Raw genomic sequence first — 21,888 nt, 5'->3', positions numbered from 1 at the left:
AGCGATGATCGCCATATCATCGATATCCGCCTCGAACTCGGGAGCCCGTCGCCTCATGAGCCCCACACAAAAGCGCACCACCCATTTTGGCTATCAGGAAGTCCCGCTCGACGAGAAAGCCTCGCGGGTAGCGGATGTGTTTCACTCGGTGGCCGCGCGCTACGACGTCATGAACGACCTGATGTCCTTCGGCATTCACCGGGTATGGAAGCGCCTGACCATCGAGCGCTCCGGCGTGCGCCCGGGCCACCGGGTGCTGGACATCGCCGGCGGCACCGGCGATCTGACGCTCAAGTTTTCGCGCATGGTCGGCCCGCGCGGCAAGGTGGTGCTGGCCGATATCAACGCCTCAATGCTGAACGTCGGCCGCGACAAGCTGATCGACCAGGGCGTGGGCGGCAACGTCGAGTACGTTCAGGCCAACGCCGAGAACCTGCCCTTCCCGGACAACCACTTCGACTGCATCACCATCGCCTTTGGCCTTCGTAACGTCACCGACAAGGACGCCGCGCTGCGCTCCATGACGCGCGTGCTCAAGCCCGGCGGACGGCTTCTGGTGCTGGAGTTCTCCAAGCCCGGCAATCCGCTTCTAAGCAAAGCCTACGACGAGTACTCGTTTCGCTTTCTGCCGAAAATCGGCGAGCTGGTGGCGAAGGACGGCGAGAGCTACCGCTATCTTGCCGAATCGATTCGCATGCACCCGGACCAACCGACGCTGCAGGCAATGATGGAAGCCGCCGGGCTCGAGCGGGTGGAGTACACCAACCTCACCGGCGGTATCGTCGCGCTTCACCGCGGCATCAAGCTATGACGCCTGGCAGCGCAACGCCTCCCACTCCATTGACGCGACAATCGAGGCGCGCATGCGATTGACCCCGCCCCTGCTTCTGGCTGGATGCGAACGCACGCTGAATGCCCTGCTCGCCCGCGACCCGGCCGCGCCCAACCGGCTGGCAGCCCTCGCCGGCAGCCGGCTGCTGGTCCGGCTCGAAAAACCGCATTTGGCGCTTTTGCTCGCCTACCACGAAACCGGCGTCGACCTGCTGCCCGGTGACGATGTCAACGAGGCCGAGGCGGATGCGACCGTCGAGCTCACGCCGGAGACGTTTTCGGAGTGGCTCAGCGGCGCCTCGATCGAGCGGCTGATGTTCGACAGCAAGCTCGCGGTGCGCGGGCGTATTGGCCTTTTGGAAGCGACCCGCGATCTGTTTTTCGATCTGGAGCTCGACTGGGAAGGCGAGCTTGCCGGCTGGATCGGCGCCACGCCCGCCCACTCGTTGGCCGAAGGCGTTCGCCGCCTGAACCGCTTCGGGCTGCGCGCCAAGGACGAGCTGTTACAGGATCTCTCCGAGTACGTTTTCGAGGAGGCGCGGATGCTGCCGGGCCGGGCGCAGCGCGACGTGCTGCGCGACGCGCTGACCGATCTGGACATGGCCACCGATCGCCTGGAAGCGCGCCTCGATCGCCTGACGCGGCGTCTGAACGCGAGTCTCGACATCCAGGCCGCCGCCCAGGCTCGGGAGCGCTGTACATGAGCCTGCGGCTATTCAAGATTCTATGGGTCATCGCGCGCCACCGCCTCGATACGCTGATCCCCATGGAGCGACTGCCGCTTTGGCTGCGCGGGGTGATGTGGTGTTTGCCGCTGCGCCTGATTCCGGTGGGCAAGCGCTCCCGTGCCGAGCGCCTGCGCCTGTCGCTGGAGTCACTGGGGCCGATCTTCATCAAGTTCGGCCAGATGCTTTCCACCCGGCGCGACCTTTTGCCCGACGACATTTCCAACGAGCTTAGACGCCTGCAGGATCAGGTGCCGCCGTTTCCCGGCGAGCTCGCCGTGGCGCGGGTGGAGCGTGAGCTCGAGATGTCCCTCGAAGAGGCCTTTGCCCGCTTCGATCACGCGCCGCTGGCCTCCGCCTCGATCGCCCAGGTTCACGCTGCCACGCTTCACACCGGCGAAGAAGTGGTGGTCAAGATCATCCGCCCCGGTATCGACGCGGTGATGCGCCAGGACATGGCATTGATGTACCGGGCCGCCAAGCTGATGGCCCGGGTGCCCGAGGCGCGACGTCTGCGTCCAGTCGAGGTCATCCGCGACTACGAATCGACGCTGTTTGACGAGCTCGACCTTTACAAGGAAGCCGCCAACACCTCGCAGCTCAAGCGCAACTTCAAGGATTCGGCGCTTCTGTTCGTGCCCACCATTTACTGGCCCTTCACCCGGCGCCATGTCATGGTTCAGGAGCGCATTCGCGGCGTGCCGGTGGCGGATCTCGACACGCTGATCAAGCAAGGCGTCAACCTCAAGAAACTCGCCGAGCGCGGCGTCGAGCTTTTCTTCACCCAGGTATTTCGCGACAACTTCTTTCACGCCGACATGCACCCGGGCAACATCTTCGTCAACGCCGACAACCCGGAAGACCCACAGTACATCGCCATCGATTGCGGCATCGTGGGAAGCCTCACCCGGGAAGATCAGGATTATCTGGCGCGCAATCTGCTGGCGTTTTTCCATCAGGACTATTACGAGGTGGCGGCGCTTCACATCGAATCCGGCTGGGTAGGAGAAAATACCCGCGCCAACGAGTTCGCCGCCGCCATTCGCACCGTGTGCGAGCCGATTCTCGAAAAGCCGCTCAAGGACATCTCCTTTGGCCAGGTGCTTTTAGGGCTTTTCCAGACCGCTCGACGCTTCAATATGGAAGTCCAGCCGCAGCTGGTACTGCTGCAAAAAACGCTTCTGAACATCGAGGGGCTGGGGCGTCAGCTCTACCCGGAACTCGATCTATGGAGCACGGCCAAGCCCTATCTCGAGCAGTGGATGAAAGAGCGCGCCGGCATTGGTGGGCTTTGGGAGTCGCTCAAGCGCCAGGCACCGGAGCTTTCCCACCAGTTGCCTGAGCTTCCGGTGCTGGCCCACCAGGCGCTTAGCCGCATGGAGCAGGAGCACCGCCAGCGTCATCAGCAGGCCCACGCCATCACCCGGCTCGACGAGAAATTTACCCAGCAGAAAAAGCGCCACCACCGCCTGCGCGTTGGCATCGCGCTGGTCGCCGTGGCCCTTGCCTGGGAGCCGCTTGGCGAGTGGGCGCTGGCGCAGCCCTGGCAGGTGCTGGCCGCGGCGGCCGCCGGGCTGATACTGCTTTTATGGCAGTGACGGCGTTTGTGATACGCTAACCCCAAGACACGCCCGCACGTCTTGCGCGGGTTCGATTCGCGCCAACGCCAAGGATTTCGATGAGCACTACCGCGACCACGCCCGTTCTGGATCACCTGGCCCAGGTTCTTGCCGAGCGCCGCCACGCAGCGCCCGAGGCGTCCTATGTCGCCTCGCTGCATCACAAGGGTCTCAACAAGATTCTGGAGAAAGTGGGCGAGGAAGCGTTCGAAACCGTGCTGGCCGCCAGAGACGCCGAACACGGCGATGAGCAGGCGCGCCAGGCACTTATCGCCGAAACCGCGGATCTATGGTTTCATAGCATGGTGATGCTCTCGCACCTGGAGCTCGACCATCAGCGCGTACTCGACGAGCTTGCGCGGCGCTTCGGGGTCTCCGGCCACGACGAAAAAGCGTCCCGCTAGCCAAGCATCCGCGCCCTTTCCACGCGTTCTACGCCAAGGCCTTATGAGGAAACGACCATGTTAGGTGGCATCAGTATCTGGCAGCTCTTGATTGTATTGGGCATCATCATTTTGATTTTCGGCACCAAGAAACTGCGCAACGTCGGCACCGATCTTGGCGGCGCGGTGAAGGGTTTCAAAAGCGCGATGAGCGAAGAGGACAAGGAAAAAGAGAAAGCCTCCGAGAAGGATGCTGCCAAGGTCGCCCACGAAGAGCCGGGCAATACCTATGACGTGCAGGCCGAAGAGAAGCGCAAGGCCGAACAGCAGCGCGAAGAGCGCCCGTAAGCCATGCTGGATATCGGCTTTTTAGAACTGTTGCTGATCGGCATCGTCGGGCTTCTGGTACTCGGCCCCGAGCGCCTGCCGAAGGCAGCGCGCACCACCGGCATGTGGATCGGTAAGATCAAGCGCACGGTATCCGGCATGCAGCGCGAAATCAGCGCCCAGCTCGAAGCCGAGGAGCTGCGCCAGAAAATCAGCGAACAGCAGAAAAAGCTCGACCAGAGCTTGAAGCAGGCCAAGCGTGATGTGGAAAGCATCGCCTCGCCCGCTTCGCACTCGAAGCAAACCAGCGAAGACACCGAAGAGCGCGCCGCCCGTGCAAGCGCTCGGTTAGACGATGCGCTCGAAAGCGTTCATGAGACGCCGGCGCCGCCAAGTGACACCCCGCCCGCCGAGGCCGACCCGAACAAGGACCGCACCCAGCCATGAGCAATCCGGGCGACTCTCAGCCTTCGCATAAAGACCAGCGCCCGCGCGAGGATTTAAGCCAGGCGCCGCTGGTCGAGCATCTGATCGAGCTGCGCTCGCGGCTCATCAAGGCAGTGGCGGTGGTGCTGGTGATGTTTCTGGCGCTCTACGCCTTTGCCAACGATATCTACGGCTTCGTCGCCGAGCCCTTGATCGCGCTTTTACCGGCGGGCTCGCAGATGATCGCCACGGAAGTGGCCTCGCCGTTTTTGGCGCCGTTCAAGCTCACGCTGGTGGTGGCGGTCTTTCTGGCGATCCCCTTCGTGCTTCACCAGGCCTGGGCGTTCGTGGCGCCCGGGCTTTACGATAACGAAAAGGCGCTGGCGGTTCCGATTCTGGTGTCGAGCGTGGCACTCTTTTACGCCGGCGCGGCCTTCGCCTACTACGTCGTCTTCCCGCTGCTGTTCGAGTTTTTTACCCAGACCGGGCCAGAAAACGTGGCGGTGATGACCGACATCAATCAGTACCTGAACTTCGTGCTGAAGCTCTTTTTCGCCTTCGGCGTGGCCTTCGAGATCCCCATTGCCACCTTCCTGCTGATTCTCTCCGGCGCTACCACGGTGCAGAGCCTGTCGCAAAAGCGCCCCTACATCATTTTAGGGTGCTTCGTGGTCGGCATGCTGCTCACCCCGCCGGACGTCATCTCCCAGAGCCTGTTGGCCATTCCGATGTACCTCCTCTACGAGGTGGGCCTGCTGTTTGGCCGGCTCGTGCGCCGGCGCCAGCTTCGCGCCGAGGCCGAGGAGAGCGGCGAGTAGCCGTTTTGCCTTGTTGTAATAAACATCGCTGTAATAAACATCGCTGCAATAAACATCGTTTTAATAAACATCGTGGTCATACACGGTGTCGTCATAAAAAAAGCCTCTGCGTCTGCAGAGGCTTTTTTCGCTGTGCTAAAGCGTTAGCGCCGGCTACTTTTTGGCCTGATCGATCATGTCGTTGAGCCGCTCGACCAGTTTGAAGATGCCGGTGGCGGCCTCGCCGATGCTTTTGGCCTGCATGTAGGCAGGAGTCGTCACAACCTGATGCTCCAGGTCGACGACGATATCGTCGACGTCGCAGCTTTTGTGCAGCCCGCCCATGGCGCTGATTGCCCCGGCCACGCCCGGGTCGCGCCCGATGGTCACCGAAATGCCGTCGCCCAGAAGCCTTGGCACCAGTACCGGCGCAATGCACATCAACCCGATCGGCTTGGCGTCCTCCTTGAAAGCGGCAAGCGGGGCCTTGAGGCTTTCGAGCACGCTCATGGCGTCGCCCTTCTCGGCGAAGTCGCAGAGGTTTTTGGCCACGCCGAAGCCGCCGGGGACGATGACCGCATCGAAGTCATCGGCGTTAAGCTCGGTGATGGGCTGGATATCGCCGCGCACGAGCCGCGCCGACTCCTTCAGAACGCTTCGCGTCTCGCCTTCCTCGGCCTCCTGGGAGAGGTGATTGATCACGTGATGCTGGTCGATGTCCGGCGCAAAGGCGCGGTAGGCGATGCCGAGCTGGTCGAGGCGCAACAGCGTAAGAGTCGCCTCATGGATCTCCGATCCATCATAAGCGCCGCAGCCGGCCAGAATCACTGCTACTTTTTTGCTCATGCCTGTCTCCCTTGGTGATACCCATGATCTCTAACGGCGAGCGATTTAGTGGAATCGACACTCTAATCACTCTTCACCCCCTCCACAAGGCGGCTTTCGCCGTAGAGCATGGCTGATATACTCAAGGCCACGGACATTTTTGTCAGCGTCGAGCGGAGAGTACATTTGAGCACACCAGGCCCCCGTCAGTTTCCCGCCACCCGCATGCGCCGCATGCGCCGTGACGACTTTTCTCGCCGGCTGATGCAGGAATCCACCCTGACGCCCAGTGACCTCATCCTGCCGGTGTTCGTACTGGAAGGCGAGAATCAGCGCGAGGCCGTCGCCTCCATGCCCGGCGTCGAGCGCCTCTCCATCGATCTTCTGATCGAGCAGGCGCGCGAAGCCTTCGAGCTCGGCATTCCGGCGCTGGCGCTGTTCCCCGTGGTCGGCCCCGAGCATAAAAGCGAGTTCGCCGAAGAGGCTTACAACGCGGGCGGCCTGATCCAGCGAAGCGTGCGCGCGCTCAAGGCGGCGCTGCCCGAGCTTGGCATCATCACCGACGTGGCGCTGGACCCCTACACCAGCCACGGTCAGGACGGCATTCTCGACGAGCACGGCTACGTGCAGAACGACCGCACCGTCGACACGCTGTTGAAGCAGGCGCTGTCCCACGCCGAAGCCGGCGCCGATGTGCTGGCCCCCTCGGACATGATGGATGGACGCATCGGCGCCATTCGCCGGGTGCTCGAGCAGGACAACCTGCACAACATTCGCATCATGGCTTACAGCGCAAAGTACGCCTCGGCCTACTACGGCCCGTTTCGCGACGCGGTGGGCTCGGCGGGCAATCTGGGTAAGGCCGACAAACGCACTTATCAGATGGACCCGGCCAATACCGACGAGGCAATCCACGAGGTCGCGCTCGATATTTCTGAGGGCGCCGACATGGTGATGGTCAAGCCCGGCATGCCTTATCTGGACGTGGTGCGCCGGGTCAAGAGCGAACTTGGCGTACCCACCTTCGCCTACCAGGTGAGCGGCGAGTACGCCATGCACCGCGGTGCGTTCGATAACGGCTGGCTCGACGCCGACGCGGTGATCCTCGAGTCACTCATGTGCTTCAAGCGCGCCGGCGCCGACGGCATCCTGACCTACTTCGCCCTCGACGCCGCGCGGCTACTAAGCGCGAAGCGCTAACCGGGCGCGCGTGACACGCAACTGTCATCTTTCTCCTGCAGAATCGGGCGCAACACACTAAGGTCAAGGAAAGCGCCGACAAAGCGCGCCGCCCATTCTGCGGGGAATTCGTCATGGAGATGCAAACGTCAGACGCGACACCGCCTTCCGGTATTGATACGTCAAGCGCTGAAGGCGAGAGCCTTCCGCTTCGTATCAACCGCACCCCCACCGGCGTTCAGGCGAAGGAGGCGCTCGGCCAGACCGACCTGGACGACCCGGCGCTCTACTTCAACCGCGAGCTTTCGCATCTGCAGTTCAACATCCGCGTGCTCGAACAGGCCCTCGACGACGCACACCCGCTGTTGAACCGGCTGATGTTTCTGCTGATCTTCTCCTCGAACATGGACGAGTTCTTCGAGATTCGTGTGGCCGGGCTGAAACACCAGGTGGCGCTCAACGACAACGCCGCCTCCGCCGACGGCCGACTGCCCAAGGCAGTGCTGGCCGAAATCTCCGATACCGCGCATCGCCAGATTCGCCGCCAGTATCAAATTCTCAACAATACCCTGCTTCCGGCGCTGGAAGCCCAGGGGCTGCGCTTTCGCCGCCGCGACCAGTGGTGTGACGAGCAGCGCGCCTGGGTGCGCGCATTTTTCGATCGCGAAATCATGCCGGTGATCAGCCCGATCGGCCTCGATCCGTCGCACCCGTTTCCACGACTTGTGAACAAGAGCCTTAACTTCATCGTCGAGCTCGAAGGCAAGGACGCCTTCGGCCGCGCCGGCGGCATGGCGATCCTGCCCGCCCCGCGCTCGCTGCCGCGCCTGATCGCACTGCCCAAAGAGCTCTGTTCTGAAGGCTTCTCCGAGTACGTCTTTCTTTCGTCGATGATTCACGCGCACGCCGATGAGCTTTTTCCCGGCATGCGCGTGCTGGGCTGCTACCAGTTCCGCTTGACCCGTAACGCGGATCTGAGCGTCGACCCGGAGGAGGTGTCCGATCTCGCTTCGGCGCTCAGGGGCGAGCTTCTGGCACGACGCTACGGCAGCGGCGTACGCCTGGAGGTGGCCAACAACTGCCCCGAAGGGCTGACCGGCTTTTTACTGCGCCAGTTCGACCTCACCGAGGACGACCTGTACCGCGTCGAAGGACCGGTGAACCTGACGCGCATGATGTCGGTGCTGGGCGACGTCGACCGCCCGGAGCTTGTGTATCGCCCCTTTACCCCGAGCATTCCCAAGGGGCTGAAGGAGGGTAGCCTCTTTAGCGCTATCCGCCAGCAGGACATTTTGCTGCATCACCCGTTCCAGGCGTTCTCGCCGATCGAGGATCTGCTGCGCGAGGCGGCTCGCGACCCGGACGTGTTGGCGATCAAGCAGACGCTTTATCGCACCGGCGCGGACTCCTCCATCGTCGGCGCCCTGGTGGAGGCGGCAAGCCAGGGCAAGGAAGTGACCGTGGTGATCGAGCTGCGCGCGCGATTCGACGAAGCCGACAACCTGCAGCTCGCCTCGCGCCTGCAGGAGGCCGGTGCGATCGTGATCTACGGCATCATGGCTTACAAGACTCACGCCAAGATGATCCACATCGTGCGCCGCGAAGGCGGGGAGCTCAGACACTACGCGCATTTGGGTACCGGCAACTACCACGCCAAAACCGCCAGGCTCTATACCGATTACAGCCTCATGACCGCCAATCAGGCGCTTTGCGCCGACGTTCATAGAGTCTTCCAGCAGCTTTCCGGCATGGGCCAGACGCGCAAGATCGACACCCTGCTCCACGCCCCCTTCACGCTGCACGCGCGGCTGATCGAAATGATCGATCGCGAGGCCCAGTTCGCCGCCCGCGGCAAACGCGGCCATATCATCATCAAGTGCAACTCGCTGACCGAGCCCAAGCTGATCAAGGCGCTCTACCGCGCCTCCCAGGCCGGCGTGGAGTGCGATCTGATCATTCGCGGCATGTGCAGCCTTCGCCCGGGGGTGAAGGGGGTGTCGGAGAACATTCGCGTGCGCTCGATCATCGGCCGGTTTCTCGAACACACCCGGGTGTTCCACTTTCACAACGGCGGCAAGCCGGAAACCTGGTGCGCCAGCGCCGACTTCATGACGCGCAACATGTTCCACCGGGTCGAGACCTGCTTTCTGCTCAAGGACAAGAAGCTCGCCAACCGCGTGCGCAAGGATTTAGAGACCTATCTGGTGGACAACTGCCAGAGCTGGATACTCGAAAGCGACGGCAGCTACCACCTGCAAAGCCCGGGTAAAAGCGACCCCATCAGCGCTCAGGAAACGCTGCTGTACGCCTATGCGTCGAAAAGCTAGCGAGGTGTGAGTGAGGCGTCAGTGAGAGAGTAGGATGTGTTATGGCGTACTCTGGCTTAGAATGAACATGACTCAACTGTTCATTCTTAATCGTGAATTTTTACCATGCTCGAACTACGCCATTTGCGCACTCTGATCGCGCTTCGCGAAACCGGCTCGCTGGTCGAGGCCGCCGAGCGCGTTCACCTTACCCAGTCGGCGCTGTCGCATCAGTTGAAGGATCTGGAAAATCGGGTGGCAAGCCCGTTGTTCGTGCGCAAGACGCGCCCGGTGGAGTTCACTCGCGCGGGGCTTCGCCTTCTTGCGCTGGCCGACGAGCTTCTGCCTGCAGTGCGCCGCGCCGAGCGCGATCTGGCGCGGCTGGCCGGCACCGAGCAGGGCCGGCTTCACATGGCGATCGAGTGCCACAGCTGCTTTCAGTGGCTGATGCCAACGGTGGACTACTTTCGCGATCACTGGCCGGAAATCGAAATCGATATCCCGAGCGGCCACCACTTCGACCCGCTGCCGGCGCTGGCCCGAGAGCAGCTCGATCTGGTGATCACCGCCGACCCCCAGCCGATCGACGGCATTCATTACGCGCCGCTGTTTCGCTACGAAGGCCTTCTGGCCGTGGCGCGCCAGCACCCCTTCGCCAAAAAGAGCTTCGTCACCCCTCAGGAGCTCGCCGATGAGACGCTGATCACCTATCCGGTGGAGCATTCACGGCTGGACGTCTTCACCCAGTTTCTGAGCCCCGCCCAGGTGCGCCCTAAAGAGATTCGCACCGCTGAGCTCACCATCATGATGATGCAGCTGGTGGCCAGCGGGCGCGGCGTGTGCGCGCTGCCCAACTGGGCGCTGACCGAGTATCTGGAGCGCGACTACGTAAGCGCAGTGACGCTTGGTGAAACGGGGATCTGGAGCACGCTGTTCGCGGCGATTCGCGAGGAAACCCGCGCCACGCCCTGGATGCGCGATTTTCTGCGCACCGCGCGAGAAACCTCGTTTGCGGTGCTCAGCGGCGTCAAGCCGGCGACTCCCGACGAGGAATCAACAGCGTAAAGCGCGCGCCGCCGAGCTTCGGGCTTTCATCGACGGTGACGCTGCCACCGTGCCCGGACATGACTTTCTGCACGATAGAGAGCCCCAGGCCATAGCCGCCGGAGCTTCGCGCGCGACTGTCGTCCAGCCGCGCAAAGGGTTTGAAGATGTCGCTGCGCGCCTCTACCGGAACGCCTGGGCCATCGTCCTCGACGTCGAAGCGCACCAGCTGCGGCTCGTCCCACACCCGAATGACGACCTGGCTGCGCCCGTGGCGGCAGGCGTTGCTGACCAGGTTTTGCAGCGCCCGCTGCAGATAGCGCGGCTCGGCCAGAAGCTCTATTTCGCTATCCGCTTCGAGCGTGATCGAAAGCGACTTGTGCAGCGGCGTCAGCGCGTCGATCACGCGGTTCGCCATGGCCGAGCACTCCACCGGCACCATATCCAGCGGATCGCCGTGGTCCGGCCCGCCGCCCAAACGGGCGTAGGTCAAAATCTCGTCGACCAGGTCGTCGAGCTCGGCAATGTCGGCGTCGATCCCCTGGAGCTGATGGCGAATCGAGGGCTCTTCGGTCATGTCCTCGACCATCTGCACGGCGAAGCGAATGCGCGCCACCGGCGTTCTCAGCTCGTGGGATACCGCGCGAATCATCTCCTGCTGGCCTTTCAACAGCGTCTGTACCTGGCTTGCCATGGCGTTGAAGGCCATGCCCAACCGGCCTAAAAAGTCGCCGCTTTCGACCTTCACGCGGGTTTCGAGCCGGCCGCTGGCAATACGTGTCGCTGCAAGCTCCAAACGCGCCATGCGCGCCTCGATGCTGCGCATGATCAGATAGATGATCAGACTCAGCACCGCCATGACGCCGATGAGAAGGGGCAGGTGAAGCCCCAGCGGCATGGTTTCGTGGCGTGGAATCGGGCCGACCTTCAACCACTGGTCGCTTTCGGGTACGCGATAGACAAACGATAGCGTCAGCTGCTCGGTGACCAGCCTTGTCACGACCTCGCCGCGCGCCAGCGCCTGGCGTTGAACGGTCGTCAGGTCTTCGGGCAGCGTCGTCAACAGCGTCAGCGGCCAGTGGGGCAAGCGCAGCTCGGAGAGCAGCGCCGGGCGCTCGTCCTGTGGCGTTTGGCCGAGCCAGTCGCCGAGCAACGCCACGCTTGCCTGCCACTGACGCTCGCTCCAGCCCATGAGGGTCGCGCTCAAAAGCGTTCCCTGCTCAAACGAACCGCCGGGAATGAGCTGGCTAAGCTGCCAGGGGTCCTCGTCGATCACCGGGCGACCGCGCTTGAGTCGGGCGGCCTCGAAATAACCAGGCGCCGCGTCCGACACGGGAATGAGGGTCAGCTGCATGCCGAACTGACGGGCGAAGGTTTCCAGCCGCTCGGCGCGGCGTTCGGGCGCGAGCGCGGCAAGCTGGCGGGTCATCAGCGTCATGGGCAAGCTTGCCAGCTCTTCACGAAACTCTTCGCGGCGCACCTGCTCGATGAACGTACGCCCGCCGATGGAGATCAAAAAGACGATGCACAGGGCCAGGCCCAACAGCACGTAAAAGCGTAGAAAGGAGCCCTGGCTAGGCACGCGCGGCATGAGCCCTACCTCGTGGATACGCGTTCGCCACGAAGGCGCCGGCGCCGTCAGCTATCCTTGACAAAGAGGTAGCCCTTGCTGCGAACGGTCTTGATACGGTGCGGCTGATGGGGGTCGTCGCCGATCTTGGGTCGAATACGCGACACACGCACGTCGATAGAACGGTCCTGGCCGTCGTACTTGATGCCGCGCAGATCGCTGAAGATCTCTTCCCGGGTCAAAACGTTGCCGGCATTGCGCGCCAATAGCCAGAGAAGATCGAACTCGGCGCTGGTCAGATCGATACGCTCACCGTCCAGAAACGCCTCGCGGGTGGCGCTATCGATATCCAGATTGGAAAACTGAAGCCTTACTTCGCCGTTGGGGGCGGCGGGCGCGTCGGCGCGGCGCATCAACGCGCGCATGCGGGCCAACAATACGCGCGGCTGTACGGGTTTGGGCACGTAGTCGTCGGCGCCCATCTCAAGTCCCAGCACCTGATCCAGATCGTCGGTGCGGGCGGTCAGCATCATGATCGGCCCGGCGAAATTATGGCGAACCCGCCGGCAGATCGACAGACCATCTTCCCCGGGCAGCATCAGATCCAGAATCACCAGATCCGGCTGCAGCTCGAGAATGCGCTCGACCCCTTTGCCACCGTCGGCTTCCACGGTGACCTTGAAACCGTTGTTTTCCAGATAGTCGCGGGTTAACCCGGCCAGTCGCTGATCGTCTTCGATGATGAGCACGTGGTCTTTATCGGGACAGTCGTTCATGAGCGGCTCCCGCTTCCTTGATAATGGATCATTGCCTCAGTGGCCCAGCTTGTCTTAATAACATGGAGCCCCCTTCCATGGTAACACTTGCTTACCATTTATTAACGTTTGTGCCTTAAATTGCAAGAGGGCATTGATACGCATTTTCACGCACGGCACGTGATTTCTCCCCCGCCCCCGCTTGATTACCGTTTTGCGCCGCGATAATGTGGGCTCACTCGGTTGTCAACCTTTCATTTGGCTACTGGCAGGAGAGAATGATGAGTACTCACAAGACCAAAAGCGTCATCAAACGAATTTATGTACCCACCCAGGTCCGCGATTTGCCCAACGGTGAAAAGCTGACCATTCCGGGCCACTACAAGGCCCCGCCGTCCAGCGACGACAACGCTCAGCATTGACGGCTCAGGCGCCTTGACCTGCTAAACAGGTTCGGCTCGCCCAGGCTTTACGGGCACGAAAGTTCGACAGGCACAAAAAAAGCAGGCCCGCACGGGCCTGCTTTTTTTCATGTTGCGGTAACGGCGCTATCCCTTGGGCCCGAACAAGAACCAGATGATGAGTCCGATGAGCGGGAAAAACAGCAGCACCAGGATCCAGATCAGCTTGGCAAGACCGCCCGCCGAACTTTTGGCGACTTTCACGATCGCCCAGATCACGATGATTAACCAGATGAGGCCCAGCAGACCGCCGACTTCGATTCCCATAACGACTCTCCTTGTGTACTGATATCCCTGTGTGACCCGCTTAGCATAGCACCTTGTGTTCAACATGCGAGGCCATGAAGCGACGCAGTGCCGGCCTCAAGGCGGCAGACGCAAAAGCATTTCGCCACCGGCGATTTCGATGGTGAAAAGACTCAGAAAGCTCATGCCTAAAAGCACCGTGTCGCGCTCCATGCCGGGGCTGATCGAACCCTGGACGTTGCTTGCCTGCAACCCCCCCAGCGCCACCTCGTCGAGTTCGGTCAGGTGCCCCTTCACACGGCCGTTGGCCGTATTGAACCAGGCACTGCGGCCGGGAGTGAGCGAGAGCCGCTCGGCAAGCTCGGTGGACACCGCCACGTAGGTGGCACCGGTATCGAGCAAAAACGTGACCGGCTCGCCGTTGATGCGCCCGGGCGCCTCGAAATGGCCGGAGCGATTGCGCGAAAGCCGCACCGGCGCGCCGTCGGGCGCCGAGTTGATGACGTGGGCGTTGGGCGTGGTCAGGTTCTTGAAGCCGCCGTCGATCAGCCAGGTGCCGGCGCCGATCAGCAGCACCCAGAAAAGCAGCATCATCACGATGCCGCCGCGCTGCGCGCGTTGCGATGTCATACACACCCCCGTCATCAGGTGCTTTGCCATGCCGTCGCCGCCTCGCGGCCGCGCCGTTCGTTGACGCCAGCACAGATCAGCATCGCCGTTAAAAACAGTCCTGCACATAATAGGATAGAGGCTTGAAGGCCAATCAACGTTTGCAGCACGCCCAGCACGACAATGCCTAAAACGCCCGCCAGCTTGTTGGCGAGCCCCCAGAAACCGAAAAACTCGGCCGATTTGGCCAAGGGTGAAAATACGCCCACCAGCGCGCGGCTCGCCGACTGGCTCGACCCAAGACTCAGCCCCGCCAGGCACCCGACGTACAAGAAGACGTACTGCGCCTGCCACTGCCAGCCAAACTGGGCGTTGGCCCAAGCGGTCAGCTCCGGCGTTGCCCAGATAGCGACGATGGCCACCACCCAGAGCGCCAGCGTCATTTGATAGGTGCGCTTGGCGCCGAAAGTGTCTTGAATGAAACCAAAGCCCACCGCGCCGATGGCGGCAGTCACCTGCACGACGATGAACATGATGTTGCGCACGCCCTCGTCCCAGCCGATCACCTGGGCGCCGTAGATGAAGGCGAAGGCGATGATGATGTAGACCCCGGCCATCGAGAACAACAGCGACACCAGAAAGATCGTCAGGTCGCGAAAATGGCGCAGCTCCTTGAACGTGGAAAAAAGCTGCGCCGTGGCGATTTGCCGATACGACACGCCGCCGGGCCTTGCCACGCCGCGCTCCTTGAGCCACACAAAGGTCGGAATGGCGGCAACCAAAAAGAAGCCGGCCGCGAAAGGCCCGACCCAGCGGATGCGATCATAATTCTCGAGCGTGGCCTCACCCAGCACCACCAGGGTAAAGCCCGCCGCCAACAGCCCGCCGATATAGCCCAGCGCCCAGCCAAAGCCCGAGATTTTTCCCAGCGACTGCGGCGGGCCGAGCTCGGGTAGAAAGGCGGCGATGAACGACTCTCCCATCGAGTAGGCGTAGTTGGAAAGCACGATCAGCAAAAGCCCCGCCACCACGTAGCCCGGCTCGACGAAGTACAGCATGGCGGTGGTCGCCACCGTCGCAAGATAGCTTACAAGTAGAAAGCGCTTTTTCTCGGCGCGGTAATCCATGATGGCCCCGCAAAGCGGCGCGCTCACCACCACCATCAGGTAGCTTAAGGCCAGCGCCAGGCTCCACAGAAAGTTGGCCAGGCGAAAGCCATCGCCGCGATCGCCGACGATGACGGTCGTGAATAGCTCGCCAAACACTACCGTGATGATGAGTAGCGTGTAGGCCTGGTTGGCGAAGTCGAACATCGCCCAGCCAAAAATTTCGCGCCGGGAGGCGTAGACCGGCGCGCTTTTCGACGCTTCAGATGACATATTCAGGGACATGGAGGCTCTCGAGCAGGCAGACTTCAACAAGGTGGCAATGCTCTACAGTAACGCGTAACCCGGTAAAAATGGGATGACAGAGGGCGAAAGTTGCTCTAATTTTTCGAGAAGCCATGCCGGGATATTGCTCAATGCCACACGGAGTCGCTGCAAACAAACCAGTACCGATGAAAAGCGTATCGTTGCTGGCGGGGCTTGCGTGGTGTTTTGCGGCGTTTGGCGACGACACCCCTTCGCTTTCGCACTTCTCTTACGTCACCGAAGAGTATCCGCCCTACAATCACCTCGATCAGGGGTCGCAAACGGGCCAGACGATCGACCTGCTCAGGCAACTTTTTCAGCATACGCACACCCCCTTCGACCCGGCCCTTATTCAGAGCTACCCATGGCTTCGCGCCTATCAATTGGCGCTTGAAACACCGAATACCGTGCTGTTTTCGACCAACCGCACGCCGTCCAGAGAGCCGCTTTTCGATTGGGTCGGTCCCATCGCCATCGATCGGGTCGCGCTGATCGCCCGGCGCGAGGCCGGCATTACCCTTGATACCCTCGACGAGGCGGCCCGAGTCGGCCTTCGGATCGCCGCCATACGGGGGGACATTGGCGAGCTCAACCTGGCCGAGGCGGGCTATCCGGATCACTTGATTCACCGGGCGCTGGACTGCCAAAGCGCCCTCGCCATGCTGTTGAACGAGCGTGTCGATCTCTGGGCTTACAGCACGAGCGTGGTCGACTGGCTGGCCGAGCGCGCCGGCCACGCCCCCACCGCGCTCGAACCGATCCATACGCTGAGCCGCTACCCGCTCTACTTCGCTATCAACCGGCAAAGCGACCCCGCGCTGGTGGCGCACTTCCAGCGGGCGCTGGCCAAGCTGCACGCGCTGGAAAACCCCTCGCTGGTGCACAAGGATGAGTAGCGCAGGGATGAGTAGCGCAAGGCGTCTTCACTGGCTCACCTTGCTGACGGCGATGCTTGTCTGCCCATCGCTGTCGGCGCAAACGCCGACCTACCGGCTGAGCGTCAATACCGAAGAGTACCCGCCGTTCAACTATCAAATCGATGGCGTCATCGTTGGCGAGGCCACCGCGCGGCTGCGCCGGGCCTTTGACGAAACCGGTATCGACGCCCGATTTCAGCTTTTTCCCTGGGCGCGAGCGTATACCGAAGCGCGCTTTCGCCCGGACCACTGTGTCTATTCCACTACCCGTACGCCCGCACGGGAACTGATGTTTCGCTGGGCCGGGCCGCTTGCGATCAACGAATGGGCGGCGCTGGCGCGTACCGATACCACCTTTACGCCAACACGGCTGAGCGAGCTTGTTGGCCTGCGGGTGGGCAGCTTTCGCGAAGATGCGATTGGCGACTACGCCGAAAGCCGAGGTATCCGCATCATCCGGGCGCCGAGCGAGCGGGTGAACGTGGCGCGCCTGGAGGCCGGGTTATTGGACGTCATCGTGACCGGCCGGGCAACGGCTGAGGCCATCGCTGCCGAACGCCACGTGGTCCTGCGCCACCTGTTCACCTTCGCCTACATGCCGCTTTACCTCGCCTGTCATCCAAGCGTTCCCCATCACGTAATGATGCGGCTTCAGCACGTACTGCGAGCGACGCCATGAAACATCGCGCCCGGCTCGTCAGAGGACGCCTGACGCTAAAGCAGGCGCTTTTAACGCTGCTGATCGCTACCCTGATCAGCCTGGTATCGGGTAGCCTGGAGCTTCTGGGCCACGCTCATACCATGCGCCGAGACATCGAACAGCGCACCGAGCAGCAGATCGCGATCATCAACGGCGCGGCGGCGGAGGCGGCGTTTCAGCTCAACCCCGAGCTTGCCGAACAGATCGCCTCCGGGCTATTCAACGCAAGCGACGTCGCCTACGTCATGATTCAGGACGATTTCGGCCGGGTGCTGGCCAATTTCGATGCGCGTTCAGGACCGCTTGGCTGGCTCGGCGAGGCGCTGTTTGGCGACATGCTCGAGTACCAGGCGCCGCTTCGCTATTACGTGGACGATGCGCTTCCGGCGTCGCGCGTCGGCGAAATCCACCTGGCGCTCGATCACGAGCACCTCACCGCTCGATTTCTGGCGCGCAGCTTCAGCGTGGTGGGCATCAGTATTCTGGAAGCCTTTTTACTGAGCCTTTTGTTCGTGCTCTTTTTTCACGTCTTCATCACAAGGCCTTTGCTACGGGTACATGCGGCCATTATCGAAACCGACCCGGCGCTGCCCGCCCAATGGCCCAAACCGCGGCTCAAAGGCCACCGCAACGACGAGCTGGGCCACCTGGTCGAGAGCATGGATCATCTGCTGCGTGAATTTCAGCGCGGTCTGGAGCAGCGCGATCACCTGCACCAGCTCTCGCACCATGACGGATTGACCGGCATCGCCAACCGCCGTTACTTCGACACCTTTCTGGAAAGCCAGTGGGCGCACGCCATACAGACCCAAACGCCGCTGGCGATCATCTTCATCGATATCGACTGCTTCAAGGCGTTCAACGACCACTACGGCCACACCACCGGCGACGAGACGCTCAAAAGCGTGGCGCGCACGCTCAATCGCTGCATCGATTCAAACACCGATCTTCTGGCGCGCTACGGTGGCGAGGAGTTCGTCTGTGTACTACCGGGCAAGGATCTTTACGCCGCGCTGAACACCGCCAACCATTTGCGTCAGGCCGTACTGGCCCTCGCGATCCCTCACGCCCAAAACCTCACCGACAGCGTGCTGACGCTGAGCATGGGCGTGGCCTGCCAACACCCCGCCCGCGATGAGTCCCCCAACCACCTACTCCAGCTGGCCGACGCGCGGCTTTACCACGCCAAAAACCGCGGGCGAAACCGCATCGAAGCGTTCAGGCCAGTATTTCCCGAGGCGTAAACTGCCCACGAAAAAAGGGCCGTGGCGGCCCTTTTCAAAATACCTTCTGCTTAACGTCTCTTCGGCGCTTATCGCTTTGTTTGGCGGCCCCGGGGGAAGGCGTGCCGGCGCCACCCCATCAGGTGAGCAACCAGTGCGCCAGCACTGCGGAGAAGCCAATGACCAGCGCCGTCAACACCGCCACGATCACGACCAGATCCAGCCACCGGTCGAAGACGGCGCTGTAGCGTTCGAGCGCTGCCCCCTTGGGCTGTCGTCGCGTGGCGCCGTGGCGTGGTCGAGCCATGAGCGCTTACTCCTGTGAACGGTTCGTTGGATAATAGATCAAGTCTAGCCCTTGATGCGACGATTGACCACGAGCGGCGCCCGGCGCAGGCGTTCGCGCTCGGCGTCACTCAGCTCGTCGGCTTCGAACGCATCGGCGCCGACCGGCGTATCGCCGTGGCGACGGTAGAGCTGGGTCAGCATCGAGCGGCGATCCGCCTGCAGCTCACGCACCAGCACGTACACCATCAGATAGAGAATGAAGGTAAAGGGCAGCGCTGCCAGCACCGCCGCGGACTGAAGCCCGGTCAGGCCGCCTGCCGCGATCAGCGTCAGGCAGATCGCCGCAATCAACACCCCCCAGGTCACCCGCTTGTAAAGCGGCGGGTTGATGGAGCCGTTATCGGTCATCTGCGCCACGATATAAGAGGCCGAGTCCGCCGAGGTCACCAAAAAGATGAAGATCAGCAGAATCGACACCAGCGAGAGAATGCTGGTGAAGGGCATCAGCTCGTACATCTCGAAAAGCGCCACCGTAATGTTCTCCTGAGTGGCCGCGGCCAGGCCTATGTTGTCGCCGTTGAGCTCCATGTTGAGCGCAGCGCCGCCGAACACGCCGATCCACAGGCATGCCAGCAGCGGCGGCATGATCAGCACGCCAAATACGTACTCCTTGATCGTGCGCCCGCGGGAAACCCGCGCCACGAAGGTCCCCACGAAGGGCGACCAGGCGATGACCCAGGCCCAGTAGAAAATCGTCCATTCGCTCGCCCAGGTGTTCGAGCTATAGGGTGAAATACGCAGGCTCATGCCGATGAAATTCTGGATGTAGTCGCCGATGCCCAGCGTAATGGTTTCCAGAATCGCAAGCGTTGGGCCGGTGATCAGTACGTAGAGCATTAGCCCGATACAGATGGCAAGGTTGAGATTCGATAGCCGCTTGATGCCCTTGTCGAGCCCCGACCAGGTCGAGAGCATGTAGGCGCAGAACATCACCGACAAGATGATGAACTGCCAAAGCGTGCTCTCCGGCACGCCGAACACCGCATTGAGCCCGCCGTTCATCTGTAAAACGCCCAGGCCCAGCGACGTCGCCACCCCCATCACCGTGGCCACCACCGCGAACACGTCGATCCAGGAAACGAAGGGGCGTAGCGCGGGTTTTTTCGCCACGATTGACGAGAGCACCGAGGAGACCAGCCCGGCCTGGCCCTTGCGAAACTGGAAGTAGGCGATGATCAGCCCCACCACCGAGAACGCCGCCCACTGATGTATTCCCCAGTTGAAGTAGCTGTACTGGATGGCGTAGCGCGCCGCGGCTTCGGTTTCCGGCTCAAAATCGCCGTAGGGCGGCTCGATATAGTGGCTCATCGGCTCGGCCATACCGTAGAACACCAGCCCCACGCCAAAGCCGGCAGCGAGCAGCATACTGATCCAGGAGAAAAAGGTGTAGTCCGGCTTCGAGTCCTGAGGGCCCAGCCGCACCTTGCCGTATTTGCTGAACGCCAGCCCGAAAAGAAACAACACGAAGCCAAACACCGATAGCAGGTAGAACCACCCCATATACTCGGTCACTGCCCCTAGCGCGGCCTCGGCGCCGCTGCCAAAGCGCTCCGGAAACGAAGCGCCAACGATCACCAGCCCAAAGATGATCACGGTAGAGGCGATGAATACCAGCTTGCCTTCTTTACGAACCATAGCGTTTCCCTGTGTCCCTGGAGCTCACCATCCCTGCCGGCCGCCCATGTCGAATGTATTATTGATCCAACCTCACGGCGCGAGTCGCACACCGTGGGCTTCAGCATAGTTGCCAAGGGCGCTGGCATCACGTTTTGGCCCCACCTCAGTTCAACGCTTTCCCTTTCAGGTAGGCGGTGGCGGTGACTACGCCCCTGGGGCAAGATGGCGCACGGGGGAACTCTCGCTTTTTGGTGCGTTCCAATGCGTGCCCATACTTTTTGGAGGCTTTTCATGACCAATACCCAACGTGAGTCGCAAAACGCGGCCTGGCAGGCGGCCCACCAGTGGCGAGCCCGCGCAGCCAATACCCCTTCAAACGGCTTGCTGGGCGCGTTAAAGCTCACTCTCATCTGGCTCGCTTTTGGCGCGCTCATGGTGGTCGGTTTGGTGTTCGGCCTTTTCTTCCTATTGGTCGGCTGGGCGCTGATGCCGTTCATGCGCCATAAAATGAAAAAGCGGATGGAGCAGATGCGGGCAGACCGCGCTCAGGACATTGGCGGCGGCTCGGGCTTTACTCACGGCGGTAATGAACGCGAAAGCGACGCCATCGAAGGTAGTTTCGAGGTGAAAGAGAAGTCTTAAATCGGGGCGCGAACGAAGGCAAACGTCGCACCCAGCACCAGCGGCATGACGACCAAACTTCCCAGGTTGCCGATCAGCACCAGCGAAGCAACCCGCTGGGGCTCGGCATCGTACTGCTCGGCGACCAGGTAGTTCAACACCGCCGGTGGGAGCGCGGCAAAGACCAGAAGCGTTGCCAGCTGCAGTGAATCAAGCGGTAGCACCGCCATCAGCGGCAGCGCTATCACAAGCCCCGAAAGCGGGCAGAGCAGCGCCCCTAAAAGCCCGGTGCGCCACTCGCCAAGATCCACCTCCAGCAGGCGCACACCGAGCGCAAACAGCATAAGCGGAATACACACCTCCCCCAGCATGTGCATCGCTTCCAGCAGCCAGCCCGGAAGATCGATCCCCGCCCCGTTGACCACAAGGCCCGCAATACTCGCCGCGACGATCGGCATACGCAGCGTCCGCGCAATGGAAGCGCGGGCGTCGACCATGTAAATGCCCACCGAGAAGTGCAGCAGCATTTCGACGATGAACACCACCACCGCCGCGGGTAGCGCCGCCTCGCCAAAGGCGAACACTAGAAGCGGTATGCCCATGTTGCCGGAGTTGTTGAACATCATCGACGGCAAAAACACTCGGCGGTCGAGCTTGAGACGCCCCGCCAGCGGCCACAAAAGCGCCCCAGAGCCGAGCACTACCAGCGCCGCCGCCCCGCCGAGCCAAGCATAGTCGGCCAGCGGCGCCTGGCGGTCCGCCAGCACGGCGAACACCAGAAGCGGTACGAACAGCTCCATGTTGAGCGTATTGAGGGTAGCGATGTTCGTCGTGCGCAGGCGCCCGTAAAGCGCCCCCGCCGCGGCGATTAGAAATACCGGTAAGAGCGTTGCGAGGATATGACCGGTCATCGACGCGCCCGCCGCCTTGACGCTTTTTTATAACGC

Annotated in this window: 24 protein-coding genes; 15 read left to right on the top strand and 9 right to left on the bottom strand. The window is 61.9% G+C overall.

The annotated features are described in order from the left end of the window. The first annotated feature begins 55 nt into the window (after positions 1 to 55). The 7 genes from ubiE to tatC all read left to right on the top strand — a co-directional run bounded on the left by ubiE (position 56) and on the right by tatC (position 5,129). The gene (gene ubiE, locus OCT39_RS02755; protein ID WP_263586174.1) at positions 56 to 811 is read left to right on the top strand and encodes a bifunctional demethylmenaquinone methyltransferase/2-methoxy-6-polyprenyl-1,4-benzoquinol methylase UbiE; all 756 of its coding nucleotides are present in this window, start codon (positions 56 to 58) and stop codon (positions 809 to 811) included. 52 nt (positions 812 to 863) lie between these two features. Further along, the gene (locus OCT39_RS02750) at positions 864 to 1,535 is read left to right on the top strand and encodes an SCP2 domain-containing protein (protein ID WP_263586173.1); all 672 of its coding nucleotides are present in this window, start codon (positions 864 to 866) and stop codon (positions 1,533 to 1,535) included. Next, on the top strand, positions 1,532 to 3,154 hold the full coding sequence (ubiB, locus tag OCT39_RS02745; RefSeq protein ID WP_263586172.1) for a ubiquinone biosynthesis regulatory protein kinase UbiB: 1,623 nt from the start codon (positions 1,532 to 1,534) through the stop codon (positions 3,152 to 3,154). Before OCT39_RS02750 ends, ubiB begins: the two co-directional genes overlap by 4 nt. 80 nt (positions 3,155 to 3,234) lie before the next feature. Further along, entirely contained in the window at positions 3,235 to 3,579 is a 345-nt protein-coding gene (locus tag OCT39_RS02740) for a phosphoribosyl-ATP diphosphatase (protein ID WP_252106235.1), read from the top strand. Between the two features lie 57 nt (positions 3,580 to 3,636). Beyond that, positions 3,637 to 3,906: a Sec-independent protein translocase subunit TatA gene (gene tatA / locus OCT39_RS02735; protein ID WP_263586171.1), complete on the top strand. Its 270-nt coding sequence runs from the start codon at positions 3,637 to 3,639 to the stop codon at positions 3,904 to 3,906. A 3-nt stretch (positions 3,907 to 3,909) separates the two neighbouring features. Beyond that, positions 3,910 to 4,332, top strand: a complete 423-nt coding sequence (tatB, locus tag OCT39_RS02730) for a Sec-independent protein translocase protein TatB (protein WP_263586170.1) — start codon at positions 3,910 to 3,912, stop codon at positions 4,330 to 4,332. Then, on the top strand, positions 4,329 to 5,129 hold the full coding sequence (gene tatC / locus OCT39_RS02725; protein ID WP_263586169.1) for a twin-arginine translocase subunit TatC: 801 nt from the start codon (positions 4,329 to 4,331) through the stop codon (positions 5,127 to 5,129). The genes tatB and tatC overlap by 4 nt, the downstream gene beginning before the upstream one ends. Positions 5,130 to 5,282: 153 nt before the next feature. Here tatC and elbB read toward each other — a convergent pair whose 3' ends face one another. Continuing rightward, complete coding sequence (gene elbB / locus OCT39_RS02720) at positions 5,283 to 5,954, bottom strand: isoprenoid biosynthesis glyoxalase ElbB (RefSeq protein ID WP_263586168.1); 672 nt, start codon at positions 5,952 to 5,954, stop codon at positions 5,283 to 5,285. Positions 5,955 to 6,119: 165 nt separating this feature from the next. Here elbB and hemB point away from each other — a divergent pair, with 165 nt between their 5' ends. From hemB to OCT39_RS02705, 3 genes are all read left to right on the top strand, one after another. Beyond that, complete coding sequence (gene hemB / locus OCT39_RS02715) at positions 6,120 to 7,133, top strand: porphobilinogen synthase (RefSeq protein ID WP_263586167.1); 1,014 nt, start codon at positions 6,120 to 6,122, stop codon at positions 7,131 to 7,133. Between the two features lie 113 nt (positions 7,134 to 7,246). Further along, positions 7,247 to 9,439: a polyphosphate kinase 1 gene (gene ppk1 / locus OCT39_RS02710; protein WP_263586166.1), complete on the top strand. Its 2,193-nt coding sequence runs from the start codon at positions 7,247 to 7,249 to the stop codon at positions 9,437 to 9,439. Between the two features lie 105 nt (positions 9,440 to 9,544). Beyond that, positions 9,545 to 10,483, top strand: a complete 939-nt coding sequence (locus OCT39_RS02705; RefSeq protein WP_263586165.1) for a LysR family transcriptional regulator — start codon at positions 9,545 to 9,547, stop codon at positions 10,481 to 10,483. Here the strand turns inward: OCT39_RS02705 and OCT39_RS02700 are convergent. Both OCT39_RS02700 and OCT39_RS02695 read right to left on the bottom strand, forming a co-directional pair. Next, on the bottom strand, positions 10,446 to 12,053 hold the full coding sequence (locus OCT39_RS02700; RefSeq protein WP_263586164.1) for an ATP-binding protein: 1,608 nt from the start codon (positions 12,051 to 12,053) through the stop codon (positions 10,446 to 10,448). The genes OCT39_RS02705 and OCT39_RS02700 overlap by 38 nt on opposite strands. 47 nt (positions 12,054 to 12,100) lie before the next feature. Then, the gene (locus tag OCT39_RS02695; RefSeq protein ID WP_263586163.1) at positions 12,101 to 12,808 is read right to left on the bottom strand and encodes a winged helix-turn-helix domain-containing protein; all 708 of its coding nucleotides are present in this window, start codon (positions 12,806 to 12,808) and stop codon (positions 12,101 to 12,103) included. A gap of 260 nt (positions 12,809 to 13,068) precedes the next feature. Between OCT39_RS02695 and OCT39_RS02690 the strand changes: the two genes are divergently transcribed. Continuing rightward, on the top strand, positions 13,069 to 13,209 hold the full coding sequence (locus OCT39_RS02690) for a hypothetical protein (RefSeq protein WP_263586162.1): 141 nt from the start codon (positions 13,069 to 13,071) through the stop codon (positions 13,207 to 13,209). 126 nt (positions 13,210 to 13,335) lie between these two features. Here the strand turns inward: OCT39_RS02690 and OCT39_RS02685 are convergent, their stop codons facing one another. From OCT39_RS02685 to OCT39_RS02675, 3 genes are all read right to left on the bottom strand, one after another. Beyond that, positions 13,336 to 13,515 (bottom strand): PLDc N-terminal domain-containing protein, encoded by a 180-nt coding sequence (locus OCT39_RS02685; RefSeq protein WP_089713609.1) that lies wholly within the window; start codon positions 13,513 to 13,515, stop codon positions 13,336 to 13,338. 96 nt (positions 13,516 to 13,611) lie between these two features. Then, positions 13,612 to 14,124, bottom strand: coding sequence for a TIGR02281 family clan AA aspartic protease (locus OCT39_RS02680; RefSeq protein WP_263586161.1), 513 nt, complete (start codon positions 14,122 to 14,124; stop codon positions 13,612 to 13,614). Between the two features lie 14 nt (positions 14,125 to 14,138). Beyond that, complete coding sequence (locus tag OCT39_RS02675; RefSeq protein WP_263586160.1) at positions 14,139 to 15,494, bottom strand: MFS transporter; 1,356 nt, start codon at positions 15,492 to 15,494, stop codon at positions 14,139 to 14,141. 167 nt (positions 15,495 to 15,661) lie between these two features. Here OCT39_RS02675 and OCT39_RS02670 point away from each other — a divergent pair, with 167 nt between their 5' ends. From OCT39_RS02670 to OCT39_RS02660, 3 genes are read left to right on the top strand one after another with little or no spacing between them, the layout of a single operon-like run. Continuing rightward, complete coding sequence (locus OCT39_RS02670) at positions 15,662 to 16,411, top strand: substrate-binding periplasmic protein (RefSeq protein WP_263586159.1); 750 nt, start codon at positions 15,662 to 15,664, stop codon at positions 16,409 to 16,411. Further along, positions 16,404 to 17,111 carry a substrate-binding periplasmic protein gene (locus tag OCT39_RS02665; RefSeq protein WP_263586158.1) on the top strand — a complete coding sequence of 236 codons (708 nt, stop codon included), beginning with the start codon at positions 16,404 to 16,406 and terminating at the stop codon, positions 17,109 to 17,111. The genes OCT39_RS02670 and OCT39_RS02665 overlap by 8 nt, the downstream gene beginning before the upstream one ends. Continuing rightward, complete coding sequence (locus tag OCT39_RS02660; RefSeq protein ID WP_263586157.1) at positions 17,108 to 18,376, top strand: diguanylate cyclase; 1,269 nt, start codon at positions 17,108 to 17,110, stop codon at positions 18,374 to 18,376. The genes OCT39_RS02665 and OCT39_RS02660 overlap by 4 nt, the downstream gene beginning before the upstream one ends. A 118-nt stretch (positions 18,377 to 18,494) precedes the next feature. On the opposite strand, the gene OCT39_RS02655 is transcribed toward OCT39_RS02660, so the two are convergent. Continuing rightward, a complete protein-coding gene (locus OCT39_RS02655; RefSeq protein ID WP_263586156.1) occupies positions 18,495 to 18,662 on the bottom strand; it encodes a hypothetical protein in 168 nt (55 codons plus the stop codon). 44 nt (positions 18,663 to 18,706) lie between these two features. Beyond that, positions 18,707 to 20,338, bottom strand: a complete 1,632-nt coding sequence (locus tag OCT39_RS02650) for a BCCT family transporter (RefSeq protein ID WP_263586155.1) — start codon at positions 20,336 to 20,338, stop codon at positions 18,707 to 18,709. Positions 20,339 to 20,611: 273 nt separating this feature from the next. Between OCT39_RS02650 and OCT39_RS02645 the strand changes: the two genes are divergently transcribed. After that, on the top strand, positions 20,612 to 20,962 hold the full coding sequence (locus OCT39_RS02645) for a hypothetical protein (RefSeq protein WP_263586154.1): 351 nt from the start codon (positions 20,612 to 20,614) through the stop codon (positions 20,960 to 20,962). On the opposite strand, the gene OCT39_RS02640 is transcribed toward OCT39_RS02645, so the two are convergent. Further along, positions 20,959 to 21,852 carry an AEC family transporter gene (locus tag OCT39_RS02640; RefSeq protein ID WP_263586153.1) on the bottom strand — a complete coding sequence of 298 codons (894 nt, stop codon included), beginning with the start codon at positions 21,850 to 21,852 and terminating at the stop codon, positions 20,959 to 20,961. The two genes, OCT39_RS02645 and OCT39_RS02640, sit on opposite strands and share 4 nt — an antisense overlap. Positions 21,853 to 21,888 lie beyond the last annotated feature (36 nt).

The sequence above is a fragment of the Halomonas sp. GD1P12 genome (genome assembly GCF_025725645.1).
In the GTDB taxonomy this organism is placed as follows: Bacteria; Pseudomonadota; Gammaproteobacteria; order Pseudomonadales; family Halomonadaceae; genus Vreelandella.
Note: the sequence above shows the minus strand (reverse complement) of the source record. Positions and strands in the feature narration are given on the sequence as shown.